Origin of the sequence: Hyphomonas sp. NPDC076881 (assembly GCF_050269995.1) — a bacterium.
Taxonomy (GTDB): Bacteria; Pseudomonadota; Alphaproteobacteria; order Caulobacterales; family Hyphomonadaceae; genus Hyphomonas.
Map to the genome: position 1 here is coordinate 1 of NZ_JBNNJJ010000014.1, position 24066 is coordinate 24066.

The window sequence follows — 24066 nt, forward strand, 5'->3', positions numbered from 1 at the left end:
AACATTGATGATGAGCTCAGGATCAGGCAGTCCACCCTGAGCAAATCAGCCGGGATTTTCTCCGGTCAGATGGTCCAGGAATGGGGTCAAGTTCATCAGCCGGGATTTTCTCCGGTCAGATGGTCCAGGAATGGGGTCAAGTTCAAAGGCGAACAGAGTCTCTAATTAAACGGCCCGGATCAGGGGGCTGGGTCAATGTCGGCCGGTCTTTCGCGTTCCAGTCCGCGCGGTCCCTTCTCCTGAAATGCAACTATGTGGGCCTGTTGGGCAAAGTTGCCGGTCCTCTTCGTGGTCCGGTGCTCCATCACATAATGGTTGCACCCTCGCAGCTGGCAGTGGCCCCCAGCTCGAACGTACAATAGGAGGGTGGTGTTGGGATTGATTTTCTTGCGCGGCACCTTCCGCACGGCGGAAGCCGGTTTATCAATCGTATTATCAGCCAAATTGACCAACATCAGACATTCCGTCGCGACACCCCAGATAAAGTGGTGATGGCTGTAACCAAGCGCAAGGGGTAGTGCTTGTACTTTTTTTGTTCTACGATTGGACGCCTGGAGAATTTGGAATTCTAACGTCTGGCCATAATCGTTACTTACAGCAGGTTCTGCAACAAAGTGAGTATGTGCTCACCGTACTCGTTCAGACACGGAATCGATGAACTCGGTACTTCAAAAGAGCAAACTTGCCTGCCATGGGAGAAGCCGGAAGACGAACTGCTCAAGCCTTGCTGCCGAAGAAGGCGCGGGCTTCTCCTCCTCTAATCGAATGTACCGGGTTCCATACGTCTCCTCCTGCGCCCTCAACAGACGCAATAGATACCTCAGGTGCCCCTCCCATTTGGCAGCATTCAGACTAGTGGTTCGCACCTCTGGAATTCAGCTTGAACAAATATCGAAGCACTCGGCCAGCAACGTGGACTTCTGCTTCGACCTAAGCCCAAGTGCTCCGTATGGACAATCTCGATAGAATTCGCGGGAACTTGATCAAGACCCTAGAGGCACTTGAGGACGCCTGCGAGCAAGCAACTGAAGCGCAACTGCCAGATTTGCCAAACGAAACGCGACTCCAGGAAATACGAGCCCTCAACCGCCTCATCGACACTGCAAAATCGCAATGCGCCGAAGCGGAAGCCTTTATGCTCGAATATATCCGCCTACAGAGCGATTAGGCTGGACTACGGCCCTATTCCAAGCATTGCTATCTCTGTCGCGGCAGCCTCCGCGACAGCCCGCCAGATAGTCGGGCCTTTGGGTCGTGGAAGCGCTGATCGCTTCCTCAACCCGAAAGGAACTGCATGACCAAACGCAAATCGACACGAGCCGACAAGAAACCACAACCTAAGTCCTCGAAAACGGATCAGCTCAAAAGTCTTCTTAGCAAACCCGAGGGCATGACAATCGAGGCGCTCTCCGCAAAACTCGGCTGGCAGACCCACACAACGCGGGCCGCCCTCACCCGCCTGAAACAGGCCGGTGTCAGTCTGGAGAAGCTCACCCCAACTGACGGATCGCGCCATTCCTGCTACCGTATCGCCGGAGCGAAAAAATGACGTCCACAGTAAAACTTGAAGGTATGCCTCGCTCCAGCCTTGTCGATCAATATCAGAAGCTGCTCAGCGCGCCTCCGCCAAAAGGGATGAGCACGCCCCTGCTCTGCCGCATCGTTGCATATGAAGTACAATCCGCTCTGTATGGCGGCCTGCCTCTCAGGACCCGGAACAAGCTGCAGGCGATTGCCAGTGACCTGGCCGTCGCTCCGGCAGGGCCTTCCCTTCGATCTGGCTCAAGGCTTGTCCGCGATTGGAACGGCATTACCCATATAGTTGATGTTGTGAAAGGCGGGTACCGATATCGGGGGCGCGTCTACCGATCCCTGTCTGCCATCGCGAGAGAGATCACGGGAGCCCGTTGGTCGGGGCCCCGCTTCTTCGGCTTGAAAGGTGCATCGTGATGACAGCGGCCGGATCAGGCCGACGGATTGTCCGCTGCGCCATCTACACGCGCAAATCCAGCGAGGAAGGTCTCGACCAGGCCTTCAACTCGCTCGACGCGCAGAGGGAGGCCTGCGAGGCGTATGTCTCCAGCCAACGCCATGAAGGCTGGAAGCTGATCCCCGCGCATTATGATGATGGCGGGCTTTCCGGCGGAACGCTCGAGCGCCCAGCTCTAACCCGGCTCCTGGAAGACATCGACGCGGGCAAGATTGACCTTGTAGTCGTCTACAAGATCGACCGACTGACGCGCTCGCTCGCTGACTTCGCCAAGCTGGTGGATAGATTCGATGCAGCCGGCTGCTCTTTCGTTTCGGTCACGCAAGCGTTTAACACCTCCACCAGCATGGGAAGGCTGACCCTCAACGTGCTGCTCTCCTTTGCCCAGTTCGAACGGGAGGTGACTGCCGAGCGGATTCGGGACAAGATTTCAGCATCCAAGAAAAAGGGCTACTGGATGGGCGGCCTACCACCGCTCGGCTACGAACCTCATCCTGATCCTCAGACCCGCAGCCTGGTGATCAATGCTCCTGAAGCGGAAATCGTCCGGGAATTGTTCCAGCTTTATGATACGATTGGCTGCGTCCGGCTGGTCGAGGCGGAAGCGGCGCGCCGAGGCTACCGAACCAAATCACGGACCTTCAGCAATGACCGAAAAGTCGGCGGCAAACCGCTCAGGCGTGGCCACATTCATTTCCTGCTGCGCAATCCAATTTATGTTGGGCGCATTCGCCACAAGCGCGAAGTCCACGACGGTTTGCATAAGCCGCTCATCGATGAGGCGCTGTGGGACCGGGTTCAGGCAAAGCTCGGCGCGCAGGATAAGCCTGGCCGGCGAAGCGCATCTGGCAATCGCCCATTTCTGACCGGGAAGCTGGTCGATGAAACCGGCGATCGGCTTACGCCGTCTCATGCCAGCAAAGGCCCTCGGCGTTATCGCTACTATGTGTCGTCTCGCCTTCTCGAAGGCAGAGGCAGGCGCACCGGTGGCTGGCGCCTGCCCGCCAAGCAGCTCGAAACCCAGCTTGCCCAGGCTGTCAGCGAGTATCTCATCACCGCCGGTCCTCAGATATTCCAAAGCCCCACTGCGACACTCATTGAACAAAGTATGCCCCAGTTGGCGTCAATCTCGAACCTCGAGTCCCTGGAGCTCATCGCGCAATGCAAAATTTCAGAGGGGCAAGTCGAACTGGAAATCGCCGCAAAACCTCTGGCCGAAAAGTTGAGGGTAAAGGATACCGAATTGGCTGCTCCCTTGCTGAGCTTCACCTCGCCCTTTCAGATTAAGCGCCGAGGTATCGAAGCCCGTCTCATCATCGGCGGCGTTGCACGCCGGACGGATGAAACATTGATCCGCGCAATTGCGCTGGCGCATGCCTGGGCAACAGAGCTTCGCGCCGGCACTTCTATGACCACCCTCGCCGAGCGCCGCAGCTGCACGCTCGCCTTCATCCGTCAGCGTTTGCCGCTGGCGTTTCTCTCGCCCAAGGTCATCGAGGCTATCCTCGCAGGTCGCCAGCCTCACGACCTGACGCTCACCAAGCTGATCACCCATCCTATTCCGCTCGACTGGGATGATCAGTGGGCAGAACTCGGCTTTTCAGCCAGCGCCTGATAACGTCAAATCATTCCCTGCTTTTGCAATGGCCGTCCCTGTTTGGGCCGGGAAAATTCCCTGTTTCGCGTTTAGGGAATTTGCGCGCATCGCCCTGAAATGACGGGCGATTTATCGGGCCTATCAGAGGCATTCCCTGATCTTTTGAGGAAATTCCCTGTAAATCGGCCTGGAGCAGGGAAAATGGCGATAAGGGAACTGCTGCAAAAGCCGAACAGAGACGGGGCGCCAAAAAGCGCCAAAAAATTCGCTGATACGGAAAACGGAGACCGCAGCCTCGCGCCAAACCCCGCCTGTTTGCGGGGTTTTGGAGCCGCCTAACGGAACTGTCTCAAAATCTGAAAATGGCTGGCGGAGAGGGAGGGATTCGAACCCTCGATACCCTTGCGAGTATATCGGTTTTCGAGACCGACGCGATCGACCACTCCGCCACCTCTCCGCGCCGGGGTCTTTGAAGGGCGGTGAACTATCGCGGCGCGGCGCAAAGCGCAAGCGCCCGATTGGGAAATCCTCGCCTGTCTTCCGCTTTTTTAACAGCCGCCCCGCCCTGCGCCCCGGCGCCCCGGCAGACGGCGCCCCGGCAGAGGGACGCCGAAAGCGCCTCTGCCCCTCCCCCTTAATTGGCCCGCTGAGACTGCCCGGCCAGCCGGCCTGCCCGCTGGCGTGACGCAGGCTTGCGCCGCCCCCAGGCCCCTTGCGGCCCCTCTCCATGCCCGGGCCGCAGGCTGCCGCAGCGCGCGCCCACCGCCTTACAGAAACGGCCGGGCCACGCCCCCGCCCGGCCTTTTCTCCTGCGCCCCTCCAAAACGCAGCAATCGATGAAATTTGCCAGACCTGCGAAAGCGCGCCTTATCCCAACTGCGTCAAAGGGAGGGTCTGGACAACAAGGATTGCTTGCCCACCCCCATGAGCGCCGAAATCTTCATAATGCTGCTGAACCCCGGCATCGGAGCGCTGCTATCGGGGGCGTTCTGCCTCCTGTGGCTCAGCCAGCGCGGAAAAACCTACATTCTCTATGCCGCGGCCGGTTATGGCATAAATGCCGCCGGCTTCTTCATTCAGGACATCGTCTTCCAGTATATGGTCACGCCCCTGCCTGAAAGCGGCGAGCGGATCCTGACAAACCTGACGTTCCTGTTCTCCGGCTGGCTGCTCGCCGCGGCCGTCCTCGGGCGCTATGGCCGCCGGCCGCATTATCCGCTTCTCGCGATCACCACAGCCGCCGCCGCGCTGGCCCTTGGCTGGTTCTTCCTGGTCCAACCCAGCGTGCCGGGCCGCATTCTGACGATGAGTACGGCCCTCGGCGTGGTCACGCTGATGATCGTGGTGAAGCTCTATCCGGTCCGCAAGAAACATATGATCGACCGGCTGATCTTCGCCGTGGCGATCGTGTCGGTGGCCAATTATGTGCTGCGCCCGCTGGTCATCCTGATGGTGGTAGGCGGCTTCGGCACCGGCGCCAGTTTCCAGCATTCGCTCTACTGGACCACAGTCCAGTTCACCCAGCCGCTGATCTCCATTGCGCTCGCCCTCACGCTGATGGTCGCCATCGCCATCGACCTGATCGAGCAGCTGCGCCAGGAGGCGCGCACCGACAAGCTCTCCGGCCTGCTCAATCGCGGCGGCTTTGAAGCGGCAGCCACCGCAGCCCTGAAGCGCTGCCAGACCGGCGGCGGCCTGCCCGCCTGCCTGATCATTGCCGACCTCGACCATTTCAAGCAGATCAACGACACGTTCGGCCATTCGGTGGGCGACGCCGTGATCGGCCTGTTCGGGCGCCATGTCGCGGCGATGTGCAGCGACGAGATGGTGGCCGGGCGGATCGGCGGGGAAGAGTTTGCCGTGCTGCTGCCGGGGCATGAGCTTCAGGCCGCGCGCCTGTTTGCCGAATCCCTGCGGGCCTGCCCGTGGGACTATTGGAGCGGCATGCTGCCGCCCAAGGTCGCCCCCAGCGTCAGCATCGGTGTCTGCGCGGCCGGGCCGGGGGCGGATCTGCACGCCCTGATGAACCAGGCTGACGAAGCCCTCTATGACGCCAAGAAGGCTGGCCGCGACCAGGTACGCCTGTTCGGCACGCGCCCGGCTGTCCCCCGCAAGCTGGACCTCATCTGGACCAAATCCTGAGCCTTCGGGATCCTTCAGGCAGGTTTTCGCGCCAATTCAGGCCTGATCGGGCACTGATCTGGCCCTGGCCCGGCCGGTGACCGGGGCGCAGCCGCACCGAGGGTCCGGCCAGGCTGCAGATCCCCCCACTTTTCCCGCAATCGGCGTGAAGTTGGGGTTTGACAGGCGCATCGCTTTGGTGTTTACCCCCGACCTTCGGGCGCGGCGCCTTCTGGTGCGGCGCCCTCACACATTTTCACTATTCCATGCCGGAAGGATTGGCCCCATGTTCGCGGTCATTAAAACAGGTGGCAAGCAGTACAAGGTTGCCGAAGGCGATACCATCGTCATCGAGCGTCTGGCAGCTGCTGCCGGCGAGACGGTCACGTTTGACTCCGTTCTCATGGTTGGCGCAGGCGCCGGTGTCACCGTGGGCGCGCCCACGGTTGCAGGTGCCACGGTCACCGGCGAAGTCGCCGCTGAAGTGCGCGGCCCGAAGCTGATCACCCGCAAGAAGCGTCAGCGCCAGACCTACCGCCGCACCATCGGCCACCGTCAGGACCTGATGGAAGTCACGATCACCTCCATCAACACCGATGGCAAGGCGCCGGCCAAGAAAGCCGCTGCCAAGAAGGAAGACGCCCCGAAGGCTGAAGCGGCTCCCAAAGCAGACGCGGCCACCGGCGGTGACAACCTGAAAAAACTCACCGGCGTTGGCCCGGCCCTTGAGAAAAAGCTGAACGGCGCAGGCATCACCACCTTCGCTCAGATCGCTGCCCTCACCGAGGCTGACATCGCCAAGCTCGAAGAAGAGCTGAGCCTCTCGGGCCGTTTCGCCAAGGACGGCTGGGTCGAGCAGGCCAAAGAACTCGCTAAGGACGCATAAGGCCACCCCCGGCCTTCCGCTAAAGGACAGTAGGAGCAGACGATGGCTCATAAGAAATCAGGTGGTTCGTCCCGCAACGGCCGCGATTCGAATCCCAAGTATCTCGGCGTAAAGAAGTTCGGCGGCGAAGTCGTCGTTCCGGGCAACATCATCGTGCGTCAGCGCGGCACCCAGAAATGGCCGGGCAAAGGCGTCGGCATGGGCAAGGATCACACCCTTTTCGCGCTTAAGGGCGGCAAGGTTGAGTACGCCCACAAGTCCGGTGGCCGCATTTATGTGAACATCGTACCGATGGCGGACGCAGCCGAATAAACGGCCTGGAAAGCATCCGGCCGCACGCAGAGGGGTGGCCGGGTCGCGTTTCAGACGACCAGTTTCCGGGGGGAGGCAGGCCACTGTCTCCCCTTTTTAATTTGCCCTCCCCCGCCAGGCCCCGCACATAGGAGGCGGCCATGAGCGAGACAGAGATCGAAATAGAAACACAGCGGCTCGGCCTGCGCCGGCTTTCCCCGAGAGATGCGGGGCCGGTGACCGAGGCCGTAAACGACCCGCGAATCTATCTCATGCTTGCCAGCGTCGCCCCCGCCCAGTCCAAGGCCGAAACCCTCGCCTGGTTTGCGACGCATGATACCGCGCGCCAGAACGATACCGGCCACATCTTCGCGGTCGTCTCGAAGGAGACCGGCGCCCTCGCCGGGCTGATCTCGGCCAACCGCCAGCGCACCGAGGATCCCTTCAATATCGGCTACTGGATGACGCCGCCCTTCTGGGGCAAGGGCTATTGCACCGAGGCAGGCGCCGGTCTCGTCAGCTGGCTGGAAAACACCCGCGCGGCCGCCGCCCTCGTCTCGGGCTATTTCGCCGACAACCCGGCCTCCGGCAAAGTTCTCCGCAAGCTCGGCTTCCTGCCCTGCGGGCGTGGCCCCATGTTCTCCAAAGGCCGGGGCGAACGCTCCGACCACATCATGATGGCAAGGATCGCCTGACCCCTTAAGCCCCTTCTCCCCCCCGGGGAGAAGGGGTTGGGGATGAGGGGGCGCCCCGCTCCGGACACCTTGCACACACCCCCGCCCCTTCCCCAAATCTCCAATCTACGGCAAGACCACCCCATGAAGTTCCTCGATCAGGCCAAGGTATATATCCGCTCCGGCGGCGGCGGCGCAGGCTGCGTCTCGTTCCGGCGCGAGAAATTCATCGAATATGGCGGCCCCGATGGCGGCGATGGCGGGCGCGGGGGCGACGTCTGGATCGAGGCCGTCGAAGGCCTCAACACCCTGATCGACTTCCGCTACCAGCAGCATTTCAAAGCCAAGCGCGGCGGCCATGGCATGGGCAAGCAGCGCACCGGCGCGCGCGGCGAAGATGCCGTGCTGAAGGTGCCCGTCGGCACACAGGTCTATGAAGAAGACCAGGAAACCCTGATCGCAGACCTCACTGAAGTCGGCCAGCGCGTGCTGCTGGCCGCTGGCGGTAATGGCGGCTGGGGCAATCTGCGCTTCAAATCCTCCACCAACCAGGCCCCCCGCCGCTCCAATCCGGGCGAAGAGGGAGAAGAGCGCTGGCTCTGGCTGCGCCTGAAACTGATCGCGGACGCCGGCCTCGTCGGCCTGCCGAATGCCGGCAAGTCCACCTTCCTGGCCGCCGCCACCGCCGCCACGCCGAAGATCGCCGATTATCCGTTCACCACGCTTCATCCCGGCCTCGGCGTCGTGGATCTGGGCACCTCCACCCGCTTCGTGCTGGCTGATATTCCGGGCCTCATCGAAGGGGCCGCCGACGGCGCAGGCCTCGGCCACCGCTTCCTTGGCCATGTCGAACGCTGCAAGGTGCTGCTGCATCTGATCGACGTAACGCAGGACAATCCCGCCGCCGCCTACCGCACCATCCGTGCAGAGCTGGAAGCCTACGATCCCGAGCTTGCCCAGCGCCCGGAAATCGTCGCCCTCAACAAGATCGACGCGCTCACGCCCGAACTTGTCAAGGAGCAGATGAAACAGCTCAAGAAAGCGTACAAAGGCAAGCCCCTGCTCCTCTCCGGCGTCACCGGCGAAGGCGTCAAGGAAGCCCTCTACGCCATCGCCCACCATCTCGGCCTCAAGGACGAAGACGCCCCCAGGGCAGTCCCCGCCGAAGACGATGATCAGGACACAGACACGTCCTGGAGCCCTCTTTAGGCCACCCACTCCCCCCCCGTTTACGGGGGAGGTGCCCGAAGGGCGGAGGGGGGAAGCCCCAGGCGCAACGCTAAACCCCTCTCCCTCCGGGAGAGGAGGGACCCGCGCGCAAAGCGCGTGGGAGGTGAGGGCAGCAGCGCCCGCCTTATCCCACACCCCCAGCCCCAAAAACCCCAATCCCTTCAACCCCTTCCCCCAAATCCACCCTCCCCTTATCCACCCCCCTCCGGCGCCGTGTTATTCTCCCCGCATGGAAAACGCCGCCCCTCAGCCAACGGATGATCCCGTCTACGTCCTGCTCGAACAGGCGCGCCAGCTCATCCTGCGCTTCGTCCATTACATCGACAGTATCTTCGAGCGCCTCGGCACCGCCCGGCCCAGCAACGCGCTCCTCCGCAAGCTGACGAGCTATGCCCTCGTCCCGGCTGAAACCGCCCTGCGCCGCGTCGTGCTGATCCTCGCCGCCCACCAGCCCATCCCTGAGCGCTCCAAGCCCCGCGCCCTCTCAGGCGCGGCAAAGCCGGGATCCGGGACCTTCTCTCCCCAAAACCCCCGCGCGCCCGTCTTCAACATGCGCGAGCCCCAGCCCCGTCCGGAGACAGATCATCTCCCCGCCTCAAGGCTGCCCCGTATCCGCGCCCTGACAGAGGATGTTCTCAGCGCCCCGCCCGCGCCCGCCGCGCCGCCGCGCGATCTTTCCGCCGCCTTCGCCCGCCGCCTCGCCGCGCTGCACGGCGCCCTGAACAATCCCCATGCCGTCGCCGCCCGCTGGCTGCGCCGCCATTTCGCCGGCGCCGCGCCAAAGCCCTGCCCCCTCTCGCCCCACCGCATCCCCGGCCTGCGCAGCGCCCTCCCCGGCCCCGAAAAAGAAACCCTCCGCAACCTGACAGACATGGCCCTCAGCTACTTCGCCGCCAACACTTCCTGACGCGCCGCGCCCAAGCCACAATCGATCTCCCCAAAACCTCCCGGCCCCCCGGCGAGGGCGCGATCCCATGTGCCGCGCTCTGCGCCCAAAACGAAACGGCCCGGCCGCCATCTGGCTGCCGGGCCGTTTGAAATCAAACCGCGTGAAACCTCAGTGATAGTTCGACAGGCGCTCGATCAGCTCGCGCGGCGGCGCGGTGTCTTCCATCAGGGAGGATTTGATCGGGCGCGGGGCGCTGAACACATGGCCCTGACCGAAGGGGATCTCATATTCGAGGATCTCTACCACGCTGGCTTCGTCCTCGATCTTCTCGGCGATCAGCATGATGCCATAGCGCGAGAAGGCGGCGCCCACTTCATTGGCTGCCAGCTTGCGGTTGAGCGCGGTCAGCGGGCGCGGGCCCTGCGGGTCGCGCAGCTGGTCGATCAGCTGGCTGCCATTGACCTTCACAAACCGAACGCCCGCCGCCTGCAGGCGCGGCAGGTCAAGATCGAGGCCGGTCACATGGTCGATGGAGAAACGGAAGCCGAGCGCTGTCAGCTTGTCCATATTGGCGCGCATCGCGGGCGAGCGCTGCTCGAACCGGTCGGCCCGGATCTCGAAGATCACCGAGCCGGAAAGGTCGCGGTTTTCCATCATGAATTCCAGGAACATCGGGAAGAAGGTCGGGTCTTCCAGCGAGATCGAGGAGATGTTGCAGAACACGCCGACGCGCCGGTCCCGCTCGGCCAGGCGGCGGACGATCTGCACGCAGCGGAACAGCATGAAATTGTCGATGATGCCCATCAGGCTGGCGCGGCGGGCCGCGTCCAGAAAGTCTGCCGGGGTGATATGGCTGCCATCGGGGCGGCGCAGACGGGTGAACCCCTCATAGAAGGTCACCCGGCGCTGGGGCAGCGACATGATCGGCTGCAGATGCAGGTCCACGCGGCCATCCTTCAGCGCGTCGCGCACATCCCGCAGGGCGGCGTCTTCCACCGGCTGAACCCGGGCCAGCGCCGTGCTGTCGGTCAGGCGCGTCTCGAAGCTGCGGGTCAGCTTGTCGATCAGCCCTTCCAGCTGGCGCATCTCATTGACGAGCGCGTCTCGGCGTTCGCTCAGTTCGATCTTGACGGTTTCCTCGATCGCATCGGTCCGGGCCTCCACCACATTCATCCGGCGGGCGGCATCGGTCAGCTCGCGCTCGAACCCGTCAACGCGCTCATGGGCCTGTCTGGCCGCCTTCGCGGTCAGGGAGGTGCGCACCAGTACGTGGATCTGGATGAGGACCGCCGCCAGCCCCGCCCCGCCCGCAATCGACAGCGGCAAGCCCGCCGTGGTCAGCGTGAAGAGGCCGTAGCCGGTCCCCGCGCCTGCGGCGAGATAGAGGAGGATCAAGAAAAAAGTCATCAGGTCAGCACCCGCAAACAGCCCATCAATCTTAAAAATAAGGCGAAATTAGTTAACGAATTGCTGGGAATTGTCCTGATTTGCCCCGTCCGGCAAGCTCGCCGCAATCCGTTGCAAATCAGCCACAACGGGCCGTTTCCTGATGTTCTGGCTACAGAAGGCGCGTGGACACGGGGATTATCAAAGGTTAACCAAAGGCTGTTCCCGGTTGTGAACGCCCCCGGTCCGCGGCCAGCGCTGGCCGGAGCGGGGGCGATCTCGGGGGAGACGGGGGCCTTGCCCGCAAGGCGAGGCCCCGTCGTTCCCGCCGGAAGGCGCCCCGGTTCACCCGATTCGCAGCGTGTCCGGCTCGGGAACGATCTCGTTCTCGATATGGCCCAGCCCGTCGATCTCGATGCGTACACGGTCACCTGCCTTCAGCCATTTCGGCGGATCGAAACCCGCGCCGACCCCTGCCGGCGTTCCGGTAAAGATCACATCCCCAGGCTCCAGCGTAAAGGCCGCCGTGAGATGTTCAATCTGCGCCGCAATATCATGGATCATGTCGCGGACATGGCCCGACTGGCGCTGCTCGCCGTTCACGTAAGAGCGCACTTCCAGCCCCGGCAGGTCTTCGATTTCATCGGGCGTCACCAGCGCCGGGCCGAAGGGGGCATGGGTGTCAAAGCCCTTGCCCATGATCATCGTCTGGCTCGCCTTCTGCCAGTCGCGCACCGAATAATCACAACCGATACAAAAGCCTGCGACGATTTCCATCGCCCGCGCGCGGGGCACATGCCGGCCATGCCTGCCGATCACGGCCACCAGTTCCCCCTCATAGTCGAGCTGTCCGGACACCTTGGGCAGGTGGACCGGATCATAGGGCCCGTTGACCGCCGTGGCCTGCTTGTTGAACCATTTCTGCACCTCCGGCTTGGCGGTGGAAATGAAGCTGACGCTCTCGGCGGCATGGGCAGCATAATTGACACCTATCCCCAGGATTTTTCCGGGCCGGGGCACCGGTGCCAGAAGATGCACCACGCTGAGCGCCAGAGGCGCGCCTTTCTCTTTGCCTTCCAGCGCCTCGACAAAGCTGTCGCCTGCAACCGGCACGACAGAATCGCCTTCCAGATGGCCAAACCTGACCTGACCTTCGGCCACGAATCTCACGAGGCGCATATCGTTACTCTCCTGTCACACTAATGCCCAAAGAACCTTGCGGGGTGTTCATCTCGCGTTGTCGGCCCCTTTGGCAAGAGCTAGGGAGGGCGCGAGTAGAAGGGTAGACTGATGCAACTTGGAGTCCGCGCGCAGGAAAGTTCTCTGAGCGAGGTGTTCGCGCCCGGCGAGCGGCTGCGTATGCCTCATTATCAGCGCAGCTATTCCTGGGGCGACCGTGAAGCGCTCGATCTTCTGGGCGATCTGGTCGATGCAATGGACGCCTCCATCGCCCACTTCATCGGCGCGCTCGTCTTCGTGAATGGCGAGGAACCCGGCCATCTGGAAATCGTTGACGGCCAGCAGCGCCTGACCACCCTGACCATCCTGCTCTGCGTGCTGCGCGATCTGGAAACAGACCCCGCCCTCTCCAAGGAACTGCACAAGCTGATCGCCGACGAGGACCGCCCGCTACTCGGCGAAGGCGCCAACTGGCGCATCGCCCTCAACTATGATGTCGGCGCCTTCTTCCGCGATTCCATCCAGACGCCGGGCGCCACGCTGAAACTCGACAATGAGCCCGGCGACAGCGAAAGCCAGCAGAAGATCATCGCCAATGCCGCCGCCTTCCACCGTGAACTGCGCGAGATGACGCCCGAGCGCCGGCGCGCGCTTGCTGATGTCGTCACCGGTGGCTGCGCCCTGGTGCGCGTGGTGGTCGACAACAAGGATCAGGGCTTCAAGGTGTTCCGCGTGCTGAACACGCGCGGCAAGGAGCCGGGCGCCCACGACATCATCAAGACCGAGCTGTTCCAGCGCGCGAAGTTCACCGCCGACGAAGCCAACGCCTATGCCGAGCGCTGGGCCGAGCATGAGGCGCTTCTCGGCGGCGGCGCCTTTGACGATCTTCTCCGCCAGATCCGCGCCATCCATGACCGCTCGCCCAAGGGCGATCTCTTCGCCGGCTTCCAGAAGGCGGTGCTCAACAAGATCGATCCGCGCACCTTCCTTGACGACATGCTGCCAAGCTATGTCGCCGCCTTCCGCGTGGTCGAAACCGGGCAGGACACGCTGGACATGGGCGCGCCCCAGGGCGTGCTCGACAGCATCAACCAGCTGCGCGCCCTTGAACACAAGACCTGGCGCGCGCCGGCCATCCAGTTCATCGTCGAGCGCGGCCTGAAAGACCCGATGGCGCCGGATTTCTTCGCCGGTCTCGAACGCCTCTCCTACATGTCTCAGGTCATGGTGCAGGAGCGCGAAACCCGCAACAAGCGCCTCGCCCGCATCACGGAGGCCGTGCGCAACGACCGTGTACTGTTTGCCAAATCTGGCCCCCTGTCCATCAGCCGCGACGAAGCCCGCAAGCTGCGCGACCGGCTGACGACGCGCTTTGGCACCTATGGCCAGCGCCGCGCCATTGCCCTGCGCCTCTGCGCCGCCATCGCGGGCGGGCGCACCATCCCGCCGGAATCTGACGCCACCGTGGAACACGTTCTCCCGCGCAACCCGCCCGAAGACAGCCACTGGATGATCACCTGGCCCGACCCGGTGAAACGGCGCGAGCAGTGCGACACGCTCGGAAATTTCGTTCTGCTCACGAACAAGGTAAACCAGCAGGCAGACCGGCTGGACTACCGCGCCAAGAAGGAAATCTACTTCAATGGCGGCGGCGGCCAGGAATTTGCGCTCACCCGCGACCTGATGGAACAGGATGCCTGGACCTCCGATGTCGTCCGCCGCCGGACGGAAAAGCTCGCCGACATCCTGATGCAGGCCTGGGGCCTGGCGGGCTGAGCCGCCCTACTCCCTAATCCCTTTCTTCTGGATCGTTGCGTGAACCTCGTTCACCTGCATCAGCGCAGCTGAGCCGTAATACTTGCTGTAATCCACCGTGAAGATGCCTGCCTCAATCGTGGGGTCGCTCGCCACCCATTCCTGCGCGGTGGCAATGTCGGATGTGTTGAGAATGAACAGGCCGCGCCGCCCGTCTTCCCCGCCCAGCGGCCCGGCCAGCACCAGTTTTCCGTCTTCGGCCAGCCGGCCCATATTCGAGAAATGCCCGGCAAACAGCTCCGCCCGCTGATCCTTGTCCGTGATCGCGGCGTCCTGCGGCCCGGTCTTCAGGATTGCCAGCACATAGGACCGCATCCCCAGATCGTCCGCCCCCAGCCTTTCGGCCAGCGCCGCATCATAGGCAGGTGGCGGGGTCGTGGCTGCAGGCGCTTCCCCGGCACTTGCACAGGCAACCGGCAGCGTCAGCAAGGCCGCCAACGCCAGAAATCGCAGAGCATGAAACATCGAACCCTCCCATCCATGAGACGCGCAGTCTGCGCCTTCAAGGGTGGGTCTGGCAAGCAGAGCTGCGGGCCGCCCGCGAAGGGGAAGCCCGCAGCCAGCCGGATCAGAAGCGTGCGCGGATGCCGCCGAACACGGCCCGCCGCTCCACCGGATAGTAGATCGCCGAAGCCGGCGTTGCCGTGATCACCGCCGAAATGTCCCCGGCGGCTTTCTCCCCGGCGAGGTTTCGCGCGTCGAGGAAGAGGTCGATATTCCCGGTCGCCTGATAGCTGCCGGTCAGGCCCAGCAGGGTATAGCCGTCCGTGCGGGTCGTATTGTTATAGTCCGCCCAGGCGCCCTCGGGCACCCATTCAAGATTGGGCGCAACCGTGAACCGGTCATGGCTGAAGCGCAGCTCCGCCCGGTAGACATGCTCGGGCACCACCGGCAGCGTGTTGTCCCCAAATTCGGCATCGCCATCAAACTTGAAGTCCGAATACTGATAAACCTGGCGCAGGGTCAGCCAATCGGTGAACGCCAGGTCAAGGCCCGCTTCAATGCCCCGGTGAGTGGTCTTGTCGGCGTTGAAGGTGGAGGCTGGAATATCCGGGTTGACCGTGAATTGCAGCATCTCGCCATCAATATCAGCCGAATAGAGCGACACGTCCCAGCTGGCGATCCCGGCGCGCCCGCGCGTGCCGATCTCTGCCGTCCAGGCCGTCTGCGCGTCCACCGGCACGAAGGCTGCAATCTGGGCCAATTCGGTGAAGCCCGGCATCTCGGCTGACCGGCTGTAATTGGCATAAAGTTGCACATCCGGAGACAGCGCATAGAGCGCGCCGAATTTCGGCGAGAACTCTTCAAAGTCTGCCTTGCCCAGAACATCCACCGGCGCGCTATTGTAGGTGGTGCGCTGCTGGCGTTCACTCTTTGCATAGACCGCGCCGGCAATCAGGGTCAGCTGATCACTTACGCTATAACGGCCCTCGGCATAGGTATTCGCCGTCCAGGCTTCCTGATCGGCGGCCCACATCAGCGCGCCGGACTTGCCGTTGTTATTGACGAAGCGTTTGGCATCCACCTCGCCATCGCGCGCATCAACGCCCACGGTCAGCGCAAAAGGGCCATTCTCCCAATCATACCGCGCCCAGATGCCCTTATCGAGATAGCTATAATCGATCACCTGGAAGATCGGGTGGAAGAGATCCTTGTCGTTCACCCACACGCCAACGGCCAGTTCCCCCTCGCCCAGCGCAATCCGCGTCTGGTTCTGCACACGGATCGATTTTATGTCGCGCGCCTGATCGCCCACGAAATTGCCTTTCGTGGGATTGTTGAGGGCGTCGCTCAACGTCAGCGCGCCGGGCAGTTCCTGGTCAATGTCGTTGAGGCTGAGATAGAAGCGGGTGTTCACCGCGTCTGTCACCTCATAGCCCACATTGCCCTGGAAGCGCACCGAATCGCGGCGCACATGGTCCCGGTCGCCATGCGAGGTATCGGCGCTTACCGCGCCCCAGGCGTCCAGCTTGCCTTTGACTGCGCCGGCCGAAACAAGCCCGCGATAGGTCTCGAAGCTGCCAGCGTCGGCGCGCACATAAACGCCCGGCGCAGTCTCGCCCGTCGGCGTCACGCCATTGACCGCCCCGCCCAGCGAGCCTGAGCCAAAGCGCAGCGCGTTCGCCCCGCGATAGACTTCCAGGTGATCGAAGAAGATCGGCTCCAGTTCCTGGAAGTCGCCATTGTCGTCGGAAAGGTTGATCGGCGCCCCATCCTGCAACAGCGTGATGCCGCGCATGTGATAGCCCCGGCTGATGCCCGAGCCGCGAATGGAGATCCGCACTTCCTGGCCATAGCGCGGCTGGGTGTAGACACCCGGCGAGAAGCCAAGCGTATCCCGCATCGACACGAGGAAGCGGTCGGCAAACTCCTCATAGGTGATCACGTCTGTGCCGCCTGGTGTCTTGGCGGCCTGCTCCATCGCGGCGGCGGCGCGGGCAGTGGAGGTCACGAGGATCGTCTCTTCGATCTTCGGGGCGTCTTCGGTGGCTTCCTGCGCGGCGGCGGGCAGCACGGCCCCGAAAGCAAGCGACAGGGCGGTCAGGCTCACGGCGGAGCCCGGTTTGAATGTAAGTTTCATGTGATTGGATCTTCAGACAGATAAGGTCCGGGCACACCCGGCTTTGCCACCCGTCAGCCGGGCAGCGCTCAGATCGTATCTGTCAGGGCGGGCGGCGCCCGCGCGCCCAGAGGCGGCCCGCGGGCCACCTGGACAAAGCGCACCTCGAACAGCGCAACATCGGCAGACACCGGCTGCATCACCGGCGCTTTGAAGGTCACCGCGTCCGGCACCGGAACCGGCTGGCCCAGCACACAGTCCCCGCAATCATGCGGCGGGTCGCCTTGCGTCTTCTTGCCTTCCTTTTCGGCCAGCAGCTTGGAGAGCTCCGCGCCGATGGTCATCGCGCTGGCGGTCTCTCCCGGTGTCGAACAGTAATGGGCCACCAGATCCGGCGAACGCTCTGCCGCTGCGGCCATGGCCCAGGGCATCACTGCCTGGATCAGCAGCGCGGCAACCGCCAGCAGGCGGGCCAGAGAGGCGGTGAGGGAGCGCGACATTGCCGCGCGGTCTAGCATGGCCGCCCCGTACGCAAAGTTGCGTAATCGCCGCAGATACCCCGGCGCCCGGAAATTCCCTTACGGAACCCCTAGCGGTTCTGACAGGTACGCCCTAGCGTGCGCCCAGCAAAAAGCCTGAACACGACACGAAAGAGGAGCGCCCCATGAGCCTGTTCGACCTTACCGGCAAAACCGCCATCATCACCGGATCTTCGCGCGGCATCGGCCGCGCCATTGCCGAGGCCATGGCCGATCAGGGCGCCCGCGTCGTCATCTCCTCGCGCAAGCCCGGCCCGTGCGAGGAAGTCGCCGCCGAGATCAACAAGAAGCATGGGGACGGCACCGCCATCGCCATCCCTGCGAACATCTCTTCCAAGGAAGAACTGCAGGCCCTGGTCGATGAGACCACCAAAACCTTCGGCAAGGTCGACATCCTCGTCTGCAACGCCGCCTCCAACCCCTATTATGGCCCGATGGCCGGCATCTCGGATGATCAGTTCACCAAGATCCTGCAGAACAACATCATCTCCAATCACTGGCTGGTGCAGATGGTCGCCCCGCAGATGCAGGCCCGCAAGGACGGCGCCATCATCATCGTCTCCTCCATCGGCGGCCTGCGCGGCACCCCGATCATCGGCGCCTACAACATCTCGAAAGCCGCAGACTTCCAGCTCGCCCGCAACCTCGCCACCGAGTTCGGCGCCGACAATATCCGCGTCAACTGCATCGCGCCGGGCCTGATCAAGACAGATTTCGCCAAAGCCCTCTGGGAAAACCCCGAAACGCTCAAGCGCTCGCTGACCGGCACCCCGCTGAAGCGCATCGGCGAGCCCGAAGAGATCGCCGGCGCGGCGGTCTATCTCGCCTCCAAGGCCGGCAGCTACATGACCGGCCAGATGCTCGTCGTTGACGGGGGCGCCACGGTTACCTGATGCACTACACCGCTTCGCCGGACGCGAGCCCTGCGCCCGAAATCACCTTCGATGATTTCCTGAAGGTAGACATCCGTATCGGGACGATCCTTGAGGCCGCCCCGCTGGAAGGCGCGCGCAAGCCCGCCCTCCGCCTTGTCATCGATTTCGGGCCGGGCGTGGGCCGAAAGAAAAGCTCCGCCCAGATCACAGCCCATTATGAGCCTGACGCGCTGATCGGCCGTCAGGTGGCTGCGGTGGTGAATTTCCCGCCGCGCCAGATCGGAAAGTTCATGTCAGAAGTCCTCACCCTCGGCTTTGCCGACAGCGCCGGAGAGATCGTCCTCTTCTCGCCCGACCAGCCCGTTCCCAACGGGGCCCGCCTCGCATGACCCAGCGCACGCAAATGTCCGCCCAGCAGGACGCCTTCTTCAAGCGCCTGCGCTCTGGCGAATGGGAACTGCCCCCCGGCATCCGCAATCTCGGCATCCGCCCGCAGGACTGGCTGAAGGAAGTCTCCTATGGCCGCGTCTATTATGAATGGCCCAATGATGGCAGCCGCGACATCGGCCCGGACCGCGTGTTCGGCGGCTGGGTGGCTGGCCTCTCCGACCACATCGTCTCGATGACGATGGCAAGCGCGCTGGAAGAGGGCGAGTGGTTCACCACCACAGAGCTGCAGACCCGCATCTTCCGCCCGGTGCCCAATGGCCTCATCAGGATCGAAGGCCGCCTCATCTCGCGCGGCAAGACCTCCGGCTTCGTCGAGGCCGATTGGCGCGACGAAAAAGGCCGCCACCTCGTCCGCGTCTCCGCCGCCAAAGCCATCCGCACGATGGAAGAGTTGAACCTCAAACGGTAGTCCTGAGTTCATATGGCGTCTGCCAGCAGAGTCTGGCAGTCTGCGCCTTAAAGGAGACCCTCCATGCTCAAGCCCCTCGCCGCCTTGGCAGCGCTTGCCGCAATATCGGCTCAGGCTGCGTTGGCTTGTTCATGCATACCTTGTGAAGAACTGGGTATTTTCGAAAACGAGAAAGGCATCGCATTTGTTGGCGAGTTAGTCTCAATACGGGAGTTAGGTGGGGATGACTCAGACGATGCTACCCCGGCTCAGCCTTATCCTCTTCATGTATTCAGGGTGCTGCGCTCCCTCAAAGGAGACCTTCCTGAATATGTCCACATCCAGGTAGATACCTATTCAACATGCCTCACACGCTTTCCATTTGAAGGCTTGAATGCGGTATCGGCCATTGAACTCGGCGAGGATTCGTTTGGTTCTAAGGAATACTATGCAGACGGTTGTACTCAACTTTGCTGGAGTAATGAGGATGTCAGATCACTTGTGACTGAGCGCACCCATCAAACTGACTTCCCTGATCGCATCCGCAATATGGACCACTAGACTCCTTCCCAAAGTAAATCTGAAAGGGAAACCGCAATGAACCGCCCCATGCTGAAGCCCCTCGCCGCCTTGGCCGCTCTGGCTGCCGTATCCGCACCTGCCGCGCTCGCCTGCAGCTGCCTGCCCTGTGACAGCCAGCCCCCGCTGCTGGAAAGCGACTACACCGCCGGCGCGTTCGTCGGCGAGCTGCTGTCGGTGCGCAAGCCCGCGACCGGGAACTTTCCCGCCGAGACCGAGGGCGGTTTCGAATACCCGCCGGAGCTGGTCTACCTCTTCAAGGTCACCCGCAGCCTCAAGGGCGACATGCCCAAATACGTCATGGTGCGCAGCGCATCCAACTCCGCCGCCTGCGGAGTAACGTTCAGTTTCGAGGGCCTAAACGCCGTGGCCGTCTCGCAGGATGAGGACGGGCGCTACCATGCCGGCTCCTGCTCCCAGATGTGCTGGGGCGCCGAGCCCAACCGCAGCCTCATCACCGAGGACACGATGCAGACCTGGGCCGATCCCTTCGCCGGAGAGTAAGCCTCAGCCCGGCGCGGACGCAGCCTTGTTGAGGCGCACTTCCAGCTCGTCCAGCAGGTTGCGCACGCGCTTGGCGTTCACGCCGAGGTCGGACAATCCCACCCGGCTCACCGAGCGCACATCAATGCGCACGCCCGTGCCATCAGGGCGTATACGGATGAGAATGTCATCCTTGAAGCCATACCAGAAACTGGTCTCGGTCGCCTCGATACGGCCCGCTTCCGGCTCGGCCAGCACGATCGTCCAGCCGCGCGCCTCCACAGCAGCCAGCGCGGCGGCATAGCCTTCTTCCGGCGTGCCCGGCGCAATCAGCGGGGCGAGCTTGGGATAGGGCGTGGCGCGCGGCGATTTCTGCTCGCCCGGCACAAATTCCGCCTCTTCCTGCACCTCGGCCACACGCCGCCCGGAAAGCCCCGGCCAGCGCGCCTCAGCCTCCGCCGAAATCAGCGGGTCGTCTTCAATCGCGTTCAGCGCGCCGGCCGCTTCCCGCTCGGTCACCAGCGCATCGCTGGGGGTGATGGGGTCGCTCCAGTCGGTCTGGATATCGTGCAGCGGCGGCAGGCGGTCCATCTGGCCTTCATGCGCGGCCAGCCGCCCCATGGTGAGGCCGGAAACCAGCAGCGCCGCCATCGCCATCATGAACGGCCGCTTGCGCGGCGCCTTCGCCAGGGCGGCAATGCCCGCCGCAAGCGATAGGCCGATCACCGCCCAGACCATCGGCGGCCCGATCTTCAGCGTCAGCGTCTCCAGCCCCGTCTGCCAGCTCCAGAGGCCCGCCCGCGTGCCCAGCGCCGCCACGCCAAACCACACCACCGCGCCAATCGCCGCCAGCAGCGCGGCCCCGGCGAGTTTTCCGCGCCAGCCTGCCGGTTCATTGCCTGTGTGGGGAGTGTCGCTCATGGCCGTCCTCATGCTTCGCGCGCGACCCTAGCGATTTTGCCCCGCCCCGCAATGAGGCGCGGTGTCAGGGATGGGCGCGCGGATAACCATGGCGTGTGTGCAGCAGATCGAGGATCGCCATCGGCTCATTCACGAACTGGCGCCCTTCAAACGATGCCGCTGAGAGAAGCTCGGGCGCCCCCTCTGCCAGCACCAGAACCGGCAGCGACTGGTTGGCCTCTCCGATCAGCGCGGCGACATCGCCGCGCGGCCTTGGAAACGCAATCCGGCGCACATCCAGCGCAGGGCGGTGCTCCGGAAACGAAGCCAGCACCCCCTCCATCAGCGCGCAGTGCCAGCAATAGAAATCCTGTTCCGGGAATGCCGGATTCCGAAAGCCCGGCTTCAGCAGGAACAGGATATCTTTTTGCATGGCCTCTTACGCCGTCGGCAGCTTGTAGTCCTTGAACTTCTCGCGCAGCGCCAGCTTGTTGATCTTGCCGGTGGCGCCTAGCGGAATGTTATCCACGAACTGCACATCATCCGGCGTCCACCATTTGGCGATCTTGCCTTCGAGGCTTTTGAGGATTTCTTCCTTGGTCGGATTTTCCCCGGCCGCCGGCTGCACGATCAGCAGCGGGCGCTCGTCCCATTTGGGATGGTAGATGCCGATGGCCGCCGCATTCGCCACCTTGGGATGGCCCACGGCGATGTTCTCGATGTCGATGGAGGAAATCCATTCCCCGCCGGACTTGATCACATCTTTCGCCCGGTCGGTGATGGTCATCGTGCCGATCTCGTCGATGGTGGCCACGTCGCCGGTGTCAAACCAGCCCTCCGCATCCAGAACATGCCCGCCGGCGCCCTTGAAATAGCCCGCCGCGATTGCCGCCCCGCGCACCAAGAGGCGGCCAGACGTCTTGCCATCGCGCGGCAGTTCCTCGCCGTCATCGTCCACAAGGCGCAGCTCCACACCGAAAGGCGGGCGGCCCTGTTTCAGCTTCTGCTTCATGCGCTCTTCCACCGGCGCATTCTCCAGATGCGGCGGCAGCGCGCCGAGCGTTCCCAGCGGCGAAGTCTCGGTCATGCCCCAGGCATGCACCACATCCACCTCATACTCTTCCTCGAACGCCCGCAGGATCTTCTCCGGAATGGCAGAGCCCCCGATCAGCACCTTCTTCAGGTAAGGCAGTTTCAGGTCATTCTGCTGGAGATGCGTCAGCAGCATCAGCCACACGGTCGGCACCGCCGCCGTGATCGACACTTTCTCCGTATCCAGAAGTTCATAGATCGAGGCGCCGTCCATCTGCGCGCCGGGCATCACCATGTTTGCCCCCGTCGCGGGGCAGGACATCGCAAGGCCCCAGGCATTGGCATGGAACATCGGCACCACCGGCATCACCGAGTCCGAAGCCCCCATGCCCATCGCATCCTTGCCCATCGTCACCAGCGTGTGCAGCACATTGGAGCGGTGGGAATACAGCACGCCCTTGGGATTGCCCGTCGTGCCGGAAGTGTAGCAGAGACCGCAGGCGGTATCTTCCGGGAAATCGCCCCAGCGCACGCTCTTGCTGCGCCCGTCAATCCAGATGTCGAACGCAATCGCGCCGAGCGTGTTTTCCGGCATCGTGTCGGCGCCGGCATAGATCACGAAGGTCTTCACCGTTTCCAGCTTGTCCTTGATCGCCTCGACGATCGGCAGGAAGGTCTTGTCGAAGATCAGCACCTTGTCTTCGGCATGGTTGGCGATCCAGGCGATCTGCTCAGGGTGCAGGCGCGGGTTGATCGTGTGCAGCACGGCGCCAATGCCCATCGTGCCATACCAGCTCGCCATATGCCGCTCGGAGTTCCAGCCCAGCGTCGCCACCCGGTCGCCCAGGCCAATGCCTTCATCTTTCAGCGCCGTGGAGACCTGTTTCGACATGTCATAGAGATCGGAATAGGTGATGCGCGCGATATTGCCTTCCACGCGGCGCGTGATGATCTCGCGGTTGCCGTGCTGCAGACGCGCATGTTCGAGGATCTTGTCCACCGTCAGCGGCCAGTCCTGCATAATGCCTTTCATGTAACTCTTCCTCCGGAATAGGTTTTGTCTTCGCTGTCTCTGCGCAGGGTCGTGTCTTGTGATTTATCAAAGCCCTGTCTATTCGGGCAGACGCGCTGACGCAAGGAAAGGACAACGCTGATGTCACGGCTTCTGATCGCGGGGCTGTCGGCCCTCCTCCTGGCTGCCTGCAGTGAGCCCCCGGTCGCCGATCCGGTAGACACCCCCATCGAGATCGCCGATCCCGGCAGCGCGCCGCCGGCGATGAGCACGGCGCTGACCGCGCCGCTGCCCGATTTCTTCAACTGCCTGCGCGAAAACAACGGCGTTGTCGTCGCCGCCCATCGCGGCGGCCCGGCCATCGGCTATCCCGAGAACGCCATTGAAACGATGCAATACGGCTTCGAGCGCGGCATCCGCGTCTTCGAGATCGACGTGGCCGAAAGCCGCGACGGCGTCCTTTTCCTCCACCATGACGACCAGTTCGGCCGCACGGTGGACGCGACCGGCTATAATTCCGACACCGACTGGGCCACCATCGCCGGCTACCGCCTGAAGGACATCGATGGCGAGGTGACGAGCTTCCACCCGCCCAAGCTGACCGACGCGCTGATCTGGGCCCGCAATACGGGCGCCATTGTCGAGCTTGACCGGAAGAAGACCACCTCCTTCGCCAATATATGGGCCGCCGTTGTCGCCGCCGGCGCCGAGGGCAACGCCATCCTGATTTCCTATTCGGATGAGGAAGCCGCCGAAATCGCCCGCGTCGCCCCCGGCGCCATGATGACCGCCTCCGCCTTCGGTGGGCGCGACATCGAACGCCTTGAAGGCCTCGGCGTTGACCGCAGCCGCGTCATCGCCTGGACCGGCACCCGCGAACCTGACCCCGCCGCCTATGCCCGCCTCCTGGCCGAAAGCGTCGAGCCCGCGTTCGGCACCCTCGGCCGCCCCGGCGAACGCCTCGACGATCAATACTGGGCCGATGACGATGGCAGCGAGTATCAGCGCCTCGTCGATGACGGCGTCGTTCTCATCGCCACGGACGAGCCCTACAAGGTCGCCGAATGGCTGACCGCCGATGACGAAGGCTGGACCACCTGCGCCACCCCGTGACCGGATCTGTCCGGATTTGTCCACGCGCTGACACGCGATGTCCCCAACGCCGCTGCCCTCACCTCCCAGGGGGAGAG

25 protein-coding genes and 1 tRNA gene are annotated in these 24066 nt (G+C 63.1%); 17 read left to right on the plus strand and 9 right to left on the minus strand.

The window, feature by feature from the left end; all coding sequences use genetic code 11:
- The first annotated feature begins 949 nt into the window (after positions 1 to 949).
- The 4 genes from ACQKI2_RS14840 (at position 950) to ACQKI2_RS14855 (ending at position 3605) form a co-directional block, all read left to right on the plus strand.
- The gene (locus ACQKI2_RS14840) at positions 950 to 1168 is read left to right on the plus strand and encodes a hypothetical protein (protein WP_114106180.1); all 219 of its coding nucleotides are present in this window, start codon (positions 950 to 952) and stop codon (positions 1166 to 1168) included.
- Between the two features lie 126 nt (positions 1169 to 1294).
- Positions 1295 to 1549, plus strand: a complete 255-nt coding sequence (locus ACQKI2_RS14845; RefSeq protein ID WP_291054865.1) for a DUF3489 domain-containing protein — start codon at positions 1295 to 1297, stop codon at positions 1547 to 1549.
- The gene (locus ACQKI2_RS14850) at positions 1546 to 1950 is read left to right on the plus strand and encodes a DUF2924 domain-containing protein (RefSeq protein ID WP_427380383.1); all 405 of its coding nucleotides are present in this window, start codon (positions 1546 to 1548) and stop codon (positions 1948 to 1950) included. The genes ACQKI2_RS14845 and ACQKI2_RS14850 overlap by 4 nt, the downstream gene beginning before the upstream one ends.
- The gene (locus ACQKI2_RS14855; protein ID WP_427380384.1) at positions 1950 to 3605 is read left to right on the plus strand and encodes a recombinase family protein; all 1656 of its coding nucleotides are present in this window, start codon (positions 1950 to 1952) and stop codon (positions 3603 to 3605) included. The genes ACQKI2_RS14850 and ACQKI2_RS14855 overlap by 1 nt, the downstream gene beginning before the upstream one ends.
- Positions 3606 to 3954: 349 nt before the next feature.
- Here the strand turns inward: ACQKI2_RS14855 and ACQKI2_RS14860 are convergent.
- Positions 3955 to 4044: transfer RNA gene (locus tag ACQKI2_RS14860), tRNA-Ser, on the minus strand.
- 467 nt (positions 4045 to 4511) lie between these two features.
- Here ACQKI2_RS14860 and ACQKI2_RS14865 point away from each other — a divergent pair.
- The 6 genes from ACQKI2_RS14865 to ACQKI2_RS14890 all read left to right on the plus strand — a co-directional run bounded on the left by ACQKI2_RS14865 (position 4512) and on the right by ACQKI2_RS14890 (position 9696).
- Positions 4512 to 5729: a GGDEF domain-containing protein gene (locus tag ACQKI2_RS14865; protein WP_427380385.1), complete on the plus strand. Its 1218-nt coding sequence runs from the start codon at positions 4512 to 4514 to the stop codon at positions 5727 to 5729.
- A gap of 265 nt (positions 5730 to 5994) precedes the next feature.
- Positions 5995 to 6594, plus strand: coding sequence for a 50S ribosomal protein L21 (locus ACQKI2_RS14870; protein ID WP_427380386.1), 600 nt, complete (start codon positions 5995 to 5997; stop codon positions 6592 to 6594).
- 42 nt (positions 6595 to 6636) lie between these two features.
- The gene (gene rpmA / locus ACQKI2_RS14875; RefSeq protein WP_290917940.1) at positions 6637 to 6906 is read left to right on the plus strand and encodes a 50S ribosomal protein L27; all 270 of its coding nucleotides are present in this window, start codon (positions 6637 to 6639) and stop codon (positions 6904 to 6906) included.
- Positions 6907 to 7046: 140 nt separating this feature from the next.
- The gene (locus ACQKI2_RS14880; RefSeq protein WP_427380387.1) at positions 7047 to 7580 is read left to right on the plus strand and encodes a GNAT family N-acetyltransferase; all 534 of its coding nucleotides are present in this window, start codon (positions 7047 to 7049) and stop codon (positions 7578 to 7580) included.
- A gap of 123 nt (positions 7581 to 7703) precedes the next feature.
- Complete coding sequence (gene obgE, locus ACQKI2_RS14885; protein WP_427380388.1) at positions 7704 to 8768, plus strand: GTPase ObgE; 1065 nt, start codon at positions 7704 to 7706, stop codon at positions 8766 to 8768.
- Positions 8769 to 9018: 250 nt separating this feature from the next.
- Complete coding sequence (locus ACQKI2_RS14890) at positions 9019 to 9696, plus strand: hypothetical protein (RefSeq protein WP_427380389.1); 678 nt, start codon at positions 9019 to 9021, stop codon at positions 9694 to 9696.
- Positions 9697 to 9846: 150 nt separating this feature from the next.
- Here ACQKI2_RS14890 and ACQKI2_RS14895 read toward each other — a convergent pair whose 3' ends face one another.
- Both ACQKI2_RS14895 and ACQKI2_RS14900 read right to left on the minus strand, forming a co-directional pair.
- Positions 9847 to 11085 (minus strand): EAL domain-containing protein, encoded by a 1239-nt coding sequence (locus ACQKI2_RS14895; RefSeq protein WP_427380390.1) that lies wholly within the window; start codon positions 11083 to 11085, stop codon positions 9847 to 9849.
- A 324-nt stretch (positions 11086 to 11409) separates the two neighbouring features.
- Positions 11410 to 12243 carry a fumarylacetoacetate hydrolase family protein gene (locus ACQKI2_RS14900; RefSeq protein ID WP_427380391.1) on the minus strand — a complete coding sequence of 278 codons (834 nt, stop codon included), beginning with the start codon at positions 12241 to 12243 and terminating at the stop codon, positions 11410 to 11412.
- 111 nt (positions 12244 to 12354) lie between these two features.
- Between ACQKI2_RS14900 and ACQKI2_RS14905 the strand changes: the two genes are divergently transcribed.
- Entirely contained in the window at positions 12355 to 14019 is a 1665-nt protein-coding gene (locus ACQKI2_RS14905; protein ID WP_427380392.1) for a DUF262 domain-containing protein, read from the plus strand.
- Between the two features lie 6 nt (positions 14020 to 14025).
- On the opposite strand, the gene ACQKI2_RS14910 is transcribed toward ACQKI2_RS14905, so the two are convergent.
- The 3 genes from ACQKI2_RS14910 to ACQKI2_RS14920 form a co-directional block, all read right to left on the minus strand.
- Entirely contained in the window at positions 14026 to 14523 is a 498-nt protein-coding gene (locus ACQKI2_RS14910) for a YciI family protein (protein ID WP_427380393.1), read from the minus strand.
- 103 nt (positions 14524 to 14626) lie between these two features.
- A complete protein-coding gene (locus tag ACQKI2_RS14915; protein ID WP_427380394.1) occupies positions 14627 to 16639 on the minus strand; it encodes a TonB-dependent receptor family protein in 2013 nt (670 codons plus the stop codon).
- A gap of 68 nt (positions 16640 to 16707) precedes the next feature.
- Positions 16708 to 17136 (minus strand): DUF2946 family protein, encoded by a 429-nt coding sequence (locus ACQKI2_RS14920; RefSeq protein ID WP_427380395.1) that lies wholly within the window; start codon positions 17134 to 17136, stop codon positions 16708 to 16710.
- A 146-nt stretch (positions 17137 to 17282) separates the two neighbouring features.
- Here ACQKI2_RS14920 and ACQKI2_RS14925 point away from each other — a divergent pair, with 146 nt between their 5' ends.
- The 5 genes from ACQKI2_RS14925 to ACQKI2_RS14945 all read left to right on the plus strand — a co-directional run bounded on the left by ACQKI2_RS14925 (position 17283) and on the right by ACQKI2_RS14945 (position 19953).
- Positions 17283 to 18050, plus strand: coding sequence for an SDR family oxidoreductase (locus ACQKI2_RS14925; RefSeq protein WP_427380396.1), 768 nt, complete (start codon positions 17283 to 17285; stop codon positions 18048 to 18050).
- A complete protein-coding gene (locus ACQKI2_RS14930; protein ID WP_427380397.1) occupies positions 18050 to 18421 on the plus strand; it encodes a tRNA-binding protein in 372 nt (123 codons plus the stop codon). Before ACQKI2_RS14925 ends, ACQKI2_RS14930 begins: the two co-directional genes overlap by 1 nt.
- A complete protein-coding gene (locus tag ACQKI2_RS14935) occupies positions 18418 to 18891 on the plus strand; it encodes a PaaI family thioesterase (protein WP_427380398.1) in 474 nt (157 codons plus the stop codon). The genes ACQKI2_RS14930 and ACQKI2_RS14935 overlap by 4 nt, the downstream gene beginning before the upstream one ends.
- A 63-nt stretch (positions 18892 to 18954) precedes the next feature.
- Positions 18955 to 19431, plus strand: coding sequence for a hypothetical protein (locus ACQKI2_RS14940; protein ID WP_427380399.1), 477 nt, complete (start codon positions 18955 to 18957; stop codon positions 19429 to 19431).
- A gap of 36 nt (positions 19432 to 19467) precedes the next feature.
- Positions 19468 to 19953: a hypothetical protein gene (locus tag ACQKI2_RS14945; protein WP_427380400.1), complete on the plus strand. Its 486-nt coding sequence runs from the start codon at positions 19468 to 19470 to the stop codon at positions 19951 to 19953.
- Positions 19954 to 19956: 3 nt separating this feature from the next.
- Here the strand turns inward: ACQKI2_RS14945 and ACQKI2_RS14950 are convergent, their stop codons facing one another.
- The 3 genes from ACQKI2_RS14950 to ACQKI2_RS14960 all read right to left on the minus strand — a co-directional run bounded on the left by ACQKI2_RS14950 (position 19957) and on the right by ACQKI2_RS14960 (position 22897).
- A complete protein-coding gene (locus ACQKI2_RS14950) occupies positions 19957 to 20853 on the minus strand; it encodes a DUF1499 domain-containing protein (RefSeq protein WP_427380401.1) in 897 nt (298 codons plus the stop codon).
- A gap of 64 nt (positions 20854 to 20917) precedes the next feature.
- A complete protein-coding gene (locus ACQKI2_RS14955) occupies positions 20918 to 21265 on the minus strand; it encodes a DUF3088 domain-containing protein (RefSeq protein WP_427380402.1) in 348 nt (115 codons plus the stop codon).
- A gap of 6 nt (positions 21266 to 21271) precedes the next feature.
- Entirely contained in the window at positions 21272 to 22897 is a 1626-nt protein-coding gene (locus ACQKI2_RS14960; RefSeq protein WP_427380403.1) for a long-chain-fatty-acid--CoA ligase, read from the minus strand.
- Positions 22898 to 23017: 120 nt separating this feature from the next.
- Between ACQKI2_RS14960 and ACQKI2_RS14965 the strand changes: the two genes are divergently transcribed.
- Positions 23018 to 23989, plus strand: a complete 972-nt coding sequence (locus ACQKI2_RS14965; RefSeq protein WP_427380404.1) for a glycerophosphodiester phosphodiesterase family protein — start codon at positions 23018 to 23020, stop codon at positions 23987 to 23989.
- Positions 23990 to 24066 lie beyond the last annotated feature (77 nt).

What these genes read in the sequence shown, in the direction of transcription:
- ACQKI2_RS14930 (WP_427380397.1), top strand. Translation starts at nt 18,050, where the DNA reads ATGCACTACACCGCTTCGCCGGACGCGAGCCCTGCGCCCGAAATCACC.
- ACQKI2_RS14940 (WP_427380399.1), top strand. Translation starts at nt 18,955, where the DNA reads ATGCTCAAGCCCCTCGCCGCCTTGGCAGCGCTTGCCGCAATATCGGCT.
- ACQKI2_RS14965 (WP_427380404.1), top strand. Translation starts at nt 23,018, where the DNA reads ATGTCACGGCTTCTGATCGCGGGGCTGTCGGCCCTCCTCCTGGCTGCC.
- ACQKI2_RS14945 (WP_427380400.1), top strand. Translation starts at nt 19,468, where the DNA reads ATGAACCGCCCCATGCTGAAGCCCCTCGCCGCCTTGGCCGCTCTGGCT.
- ACQKI2_RS14950 (WP_427380401.1), bottom strand. Translation starts at nt 20,853, where the DNA reads ATGAGCGACACTCCCCACACAGGCAATGAACCGGCAGGCTGGCGCGGA.
- ACQKI2_RS14840 (WP_114106180.1), top strand. Translation starts at nt 950, where the DNA reads ATGGACAATCTCGATAGAATTCGCGGGAACTTGATCAAGACCCTAGAG.
- ACQKI2_RS14915 (WP_427380394.1), bottom strand. Translation starts at nt 16,639, where the DNA reads ATGAAACTTACATTCAAACCGGGCTCCGCCGTGAGCCTGACCGCCCTG.
- ACQKI2_RS14905 (WP_427380392.1), top strand. Translation starts at nt 12,355, where the DNA reads ATGCAACTTGGAGTCCGCGCGCAGGAAAGTTCTCTGAGCGAGGTGTTC.
- ACQKI2_RS14855 (WP_427380384.1), top strand. Translation starts at nt 1,950, where the DNA reads ATGACAGCGGCCGGATCAGGCCGACGGATTGTCCGCTGCGCCATCTAC.
- obgE (WP_427380388.1), top strand. Translation starts at nt 7,704, where the DNA reads ATGAAGTTCCTCGATCAGGCCAAGGTATATATCCGCTCCGGCGGCGGC.
- ACQKI2_RS14850 (WP_427380383.1), top strand. Translation starts at nt 1,546, where the DNA reads ATGACGTCCACAGTAAAACTTGAAGGTATGCCTCGCTCCAGCCTTGTC.
- ACQKI2_RS14935 (WP_427380398.1), top strand. Translation starts at nt 18,418, where the DNA reads ATGACCCAGCGCACGCAAATGTCCGCCCAGCAGGACGCCTTCTTCAAG.
- ACQKI2_RS14900 (WP_427380391.1), bottom strand. Translation starts at nt 12,243, where the DNA reads ATGCGCCTCGTGAGATTCGTGGCCGAAGGTCAGGTCAGGTTTGGCCAT.
- ACQKI2_RS14870 (WP_427380386.1), top strand. Translation starts at nt 5,995, where the DNA reads ATGTTCGCGGTCATTAAAACAGGTGGCAAGCAGTACAAGGTTGCCGAA.
- ACQKI2_RS14955 (WP_427380402.1), bottom strand. Translation starts at nt 21,265, where the DNA reads ATGCAAAAAGATATCCTGTTCCTGCTGAAGCCGGGCTTTCGGAATCCG.
- ACQKI2_RS14925 (WP_427380396.1), top strand. Translation starts at nt 17,283, where the DNA reads ATGAGCCTGTTCGACCTTACCGGCAAAACCGCCATCATCACCGGATCT.
- rpmA (WP_290917940.1), top strand. Translation starts at nt 6,637, where the DNA reads ATGGCTCATAAGAAATCAGGTGGTTCGTCCCGCAACGGCCGCGATTCG.
- ACQKI2_RS14920 (WP_427380395.1), bottom strand. Translation starts at nt 17,136, where the DNA reads ATGCTAGACCGCGCGGCAATGTCGCGCTCCCTCACCGCCTCTCTGGCC.
- ACQKI2_RS14910 (WP_427380393.1), bottom strand. Translation starts at nt 14,523, where the DNA reads ATGTTTCATGCTCTGCGATTTCTGGCGTTGGCGGCCTTGCTGACGCTG.
- ACQKI2_RS14960 (WP_427380403.1), bottom strand. Translation starts at nt 22,897, where the DNA reads ATGAAAGGCATTATGCAGGACTGGCCGCTGACGGTGGACAAGATCCTC.
- ACQKI2_RS14890 (WP_427380389.1), top strand. Translation starts at nt 9,019, where the DNA reads ATGGAAAACGCCGCCCCTCAGCCAACGGATGATCCCGTCTACGTCCTG.
- ACQKI2_RS14845 (WP_291054865.1), top strand. Translation starts at nt 1,295, where the DNA reads ATGACCAAACGCAAATCGACACGAGCCGACAAGAAACCACAACCTAAG.
- ACQKI2_RS14895 (WP_427380390.1), bottom strand. Translation starts at nt 11,085, where the DNA reads ATGACTTTTTTCTTGATCCTCCTCTATCTCGCCGCAGGCGCGGGGACC.
- ACQKI2_RS14880 (WP_427380387.1), top strand. Translation starts at nt 7,047, where the DNA reads ATGAGCGAGACAGAGATCGAAATAGAAACACAGCGGCTCGGCCTGCGC.
- ACQKI2_RS14865 (WP_427380385.1), top strand. Translation starts at nt 4,512, where the DNA reads ATGAGCGCCGAAATCTTCATAATGCTGCTGAACCCCGGCATCGGAGCG.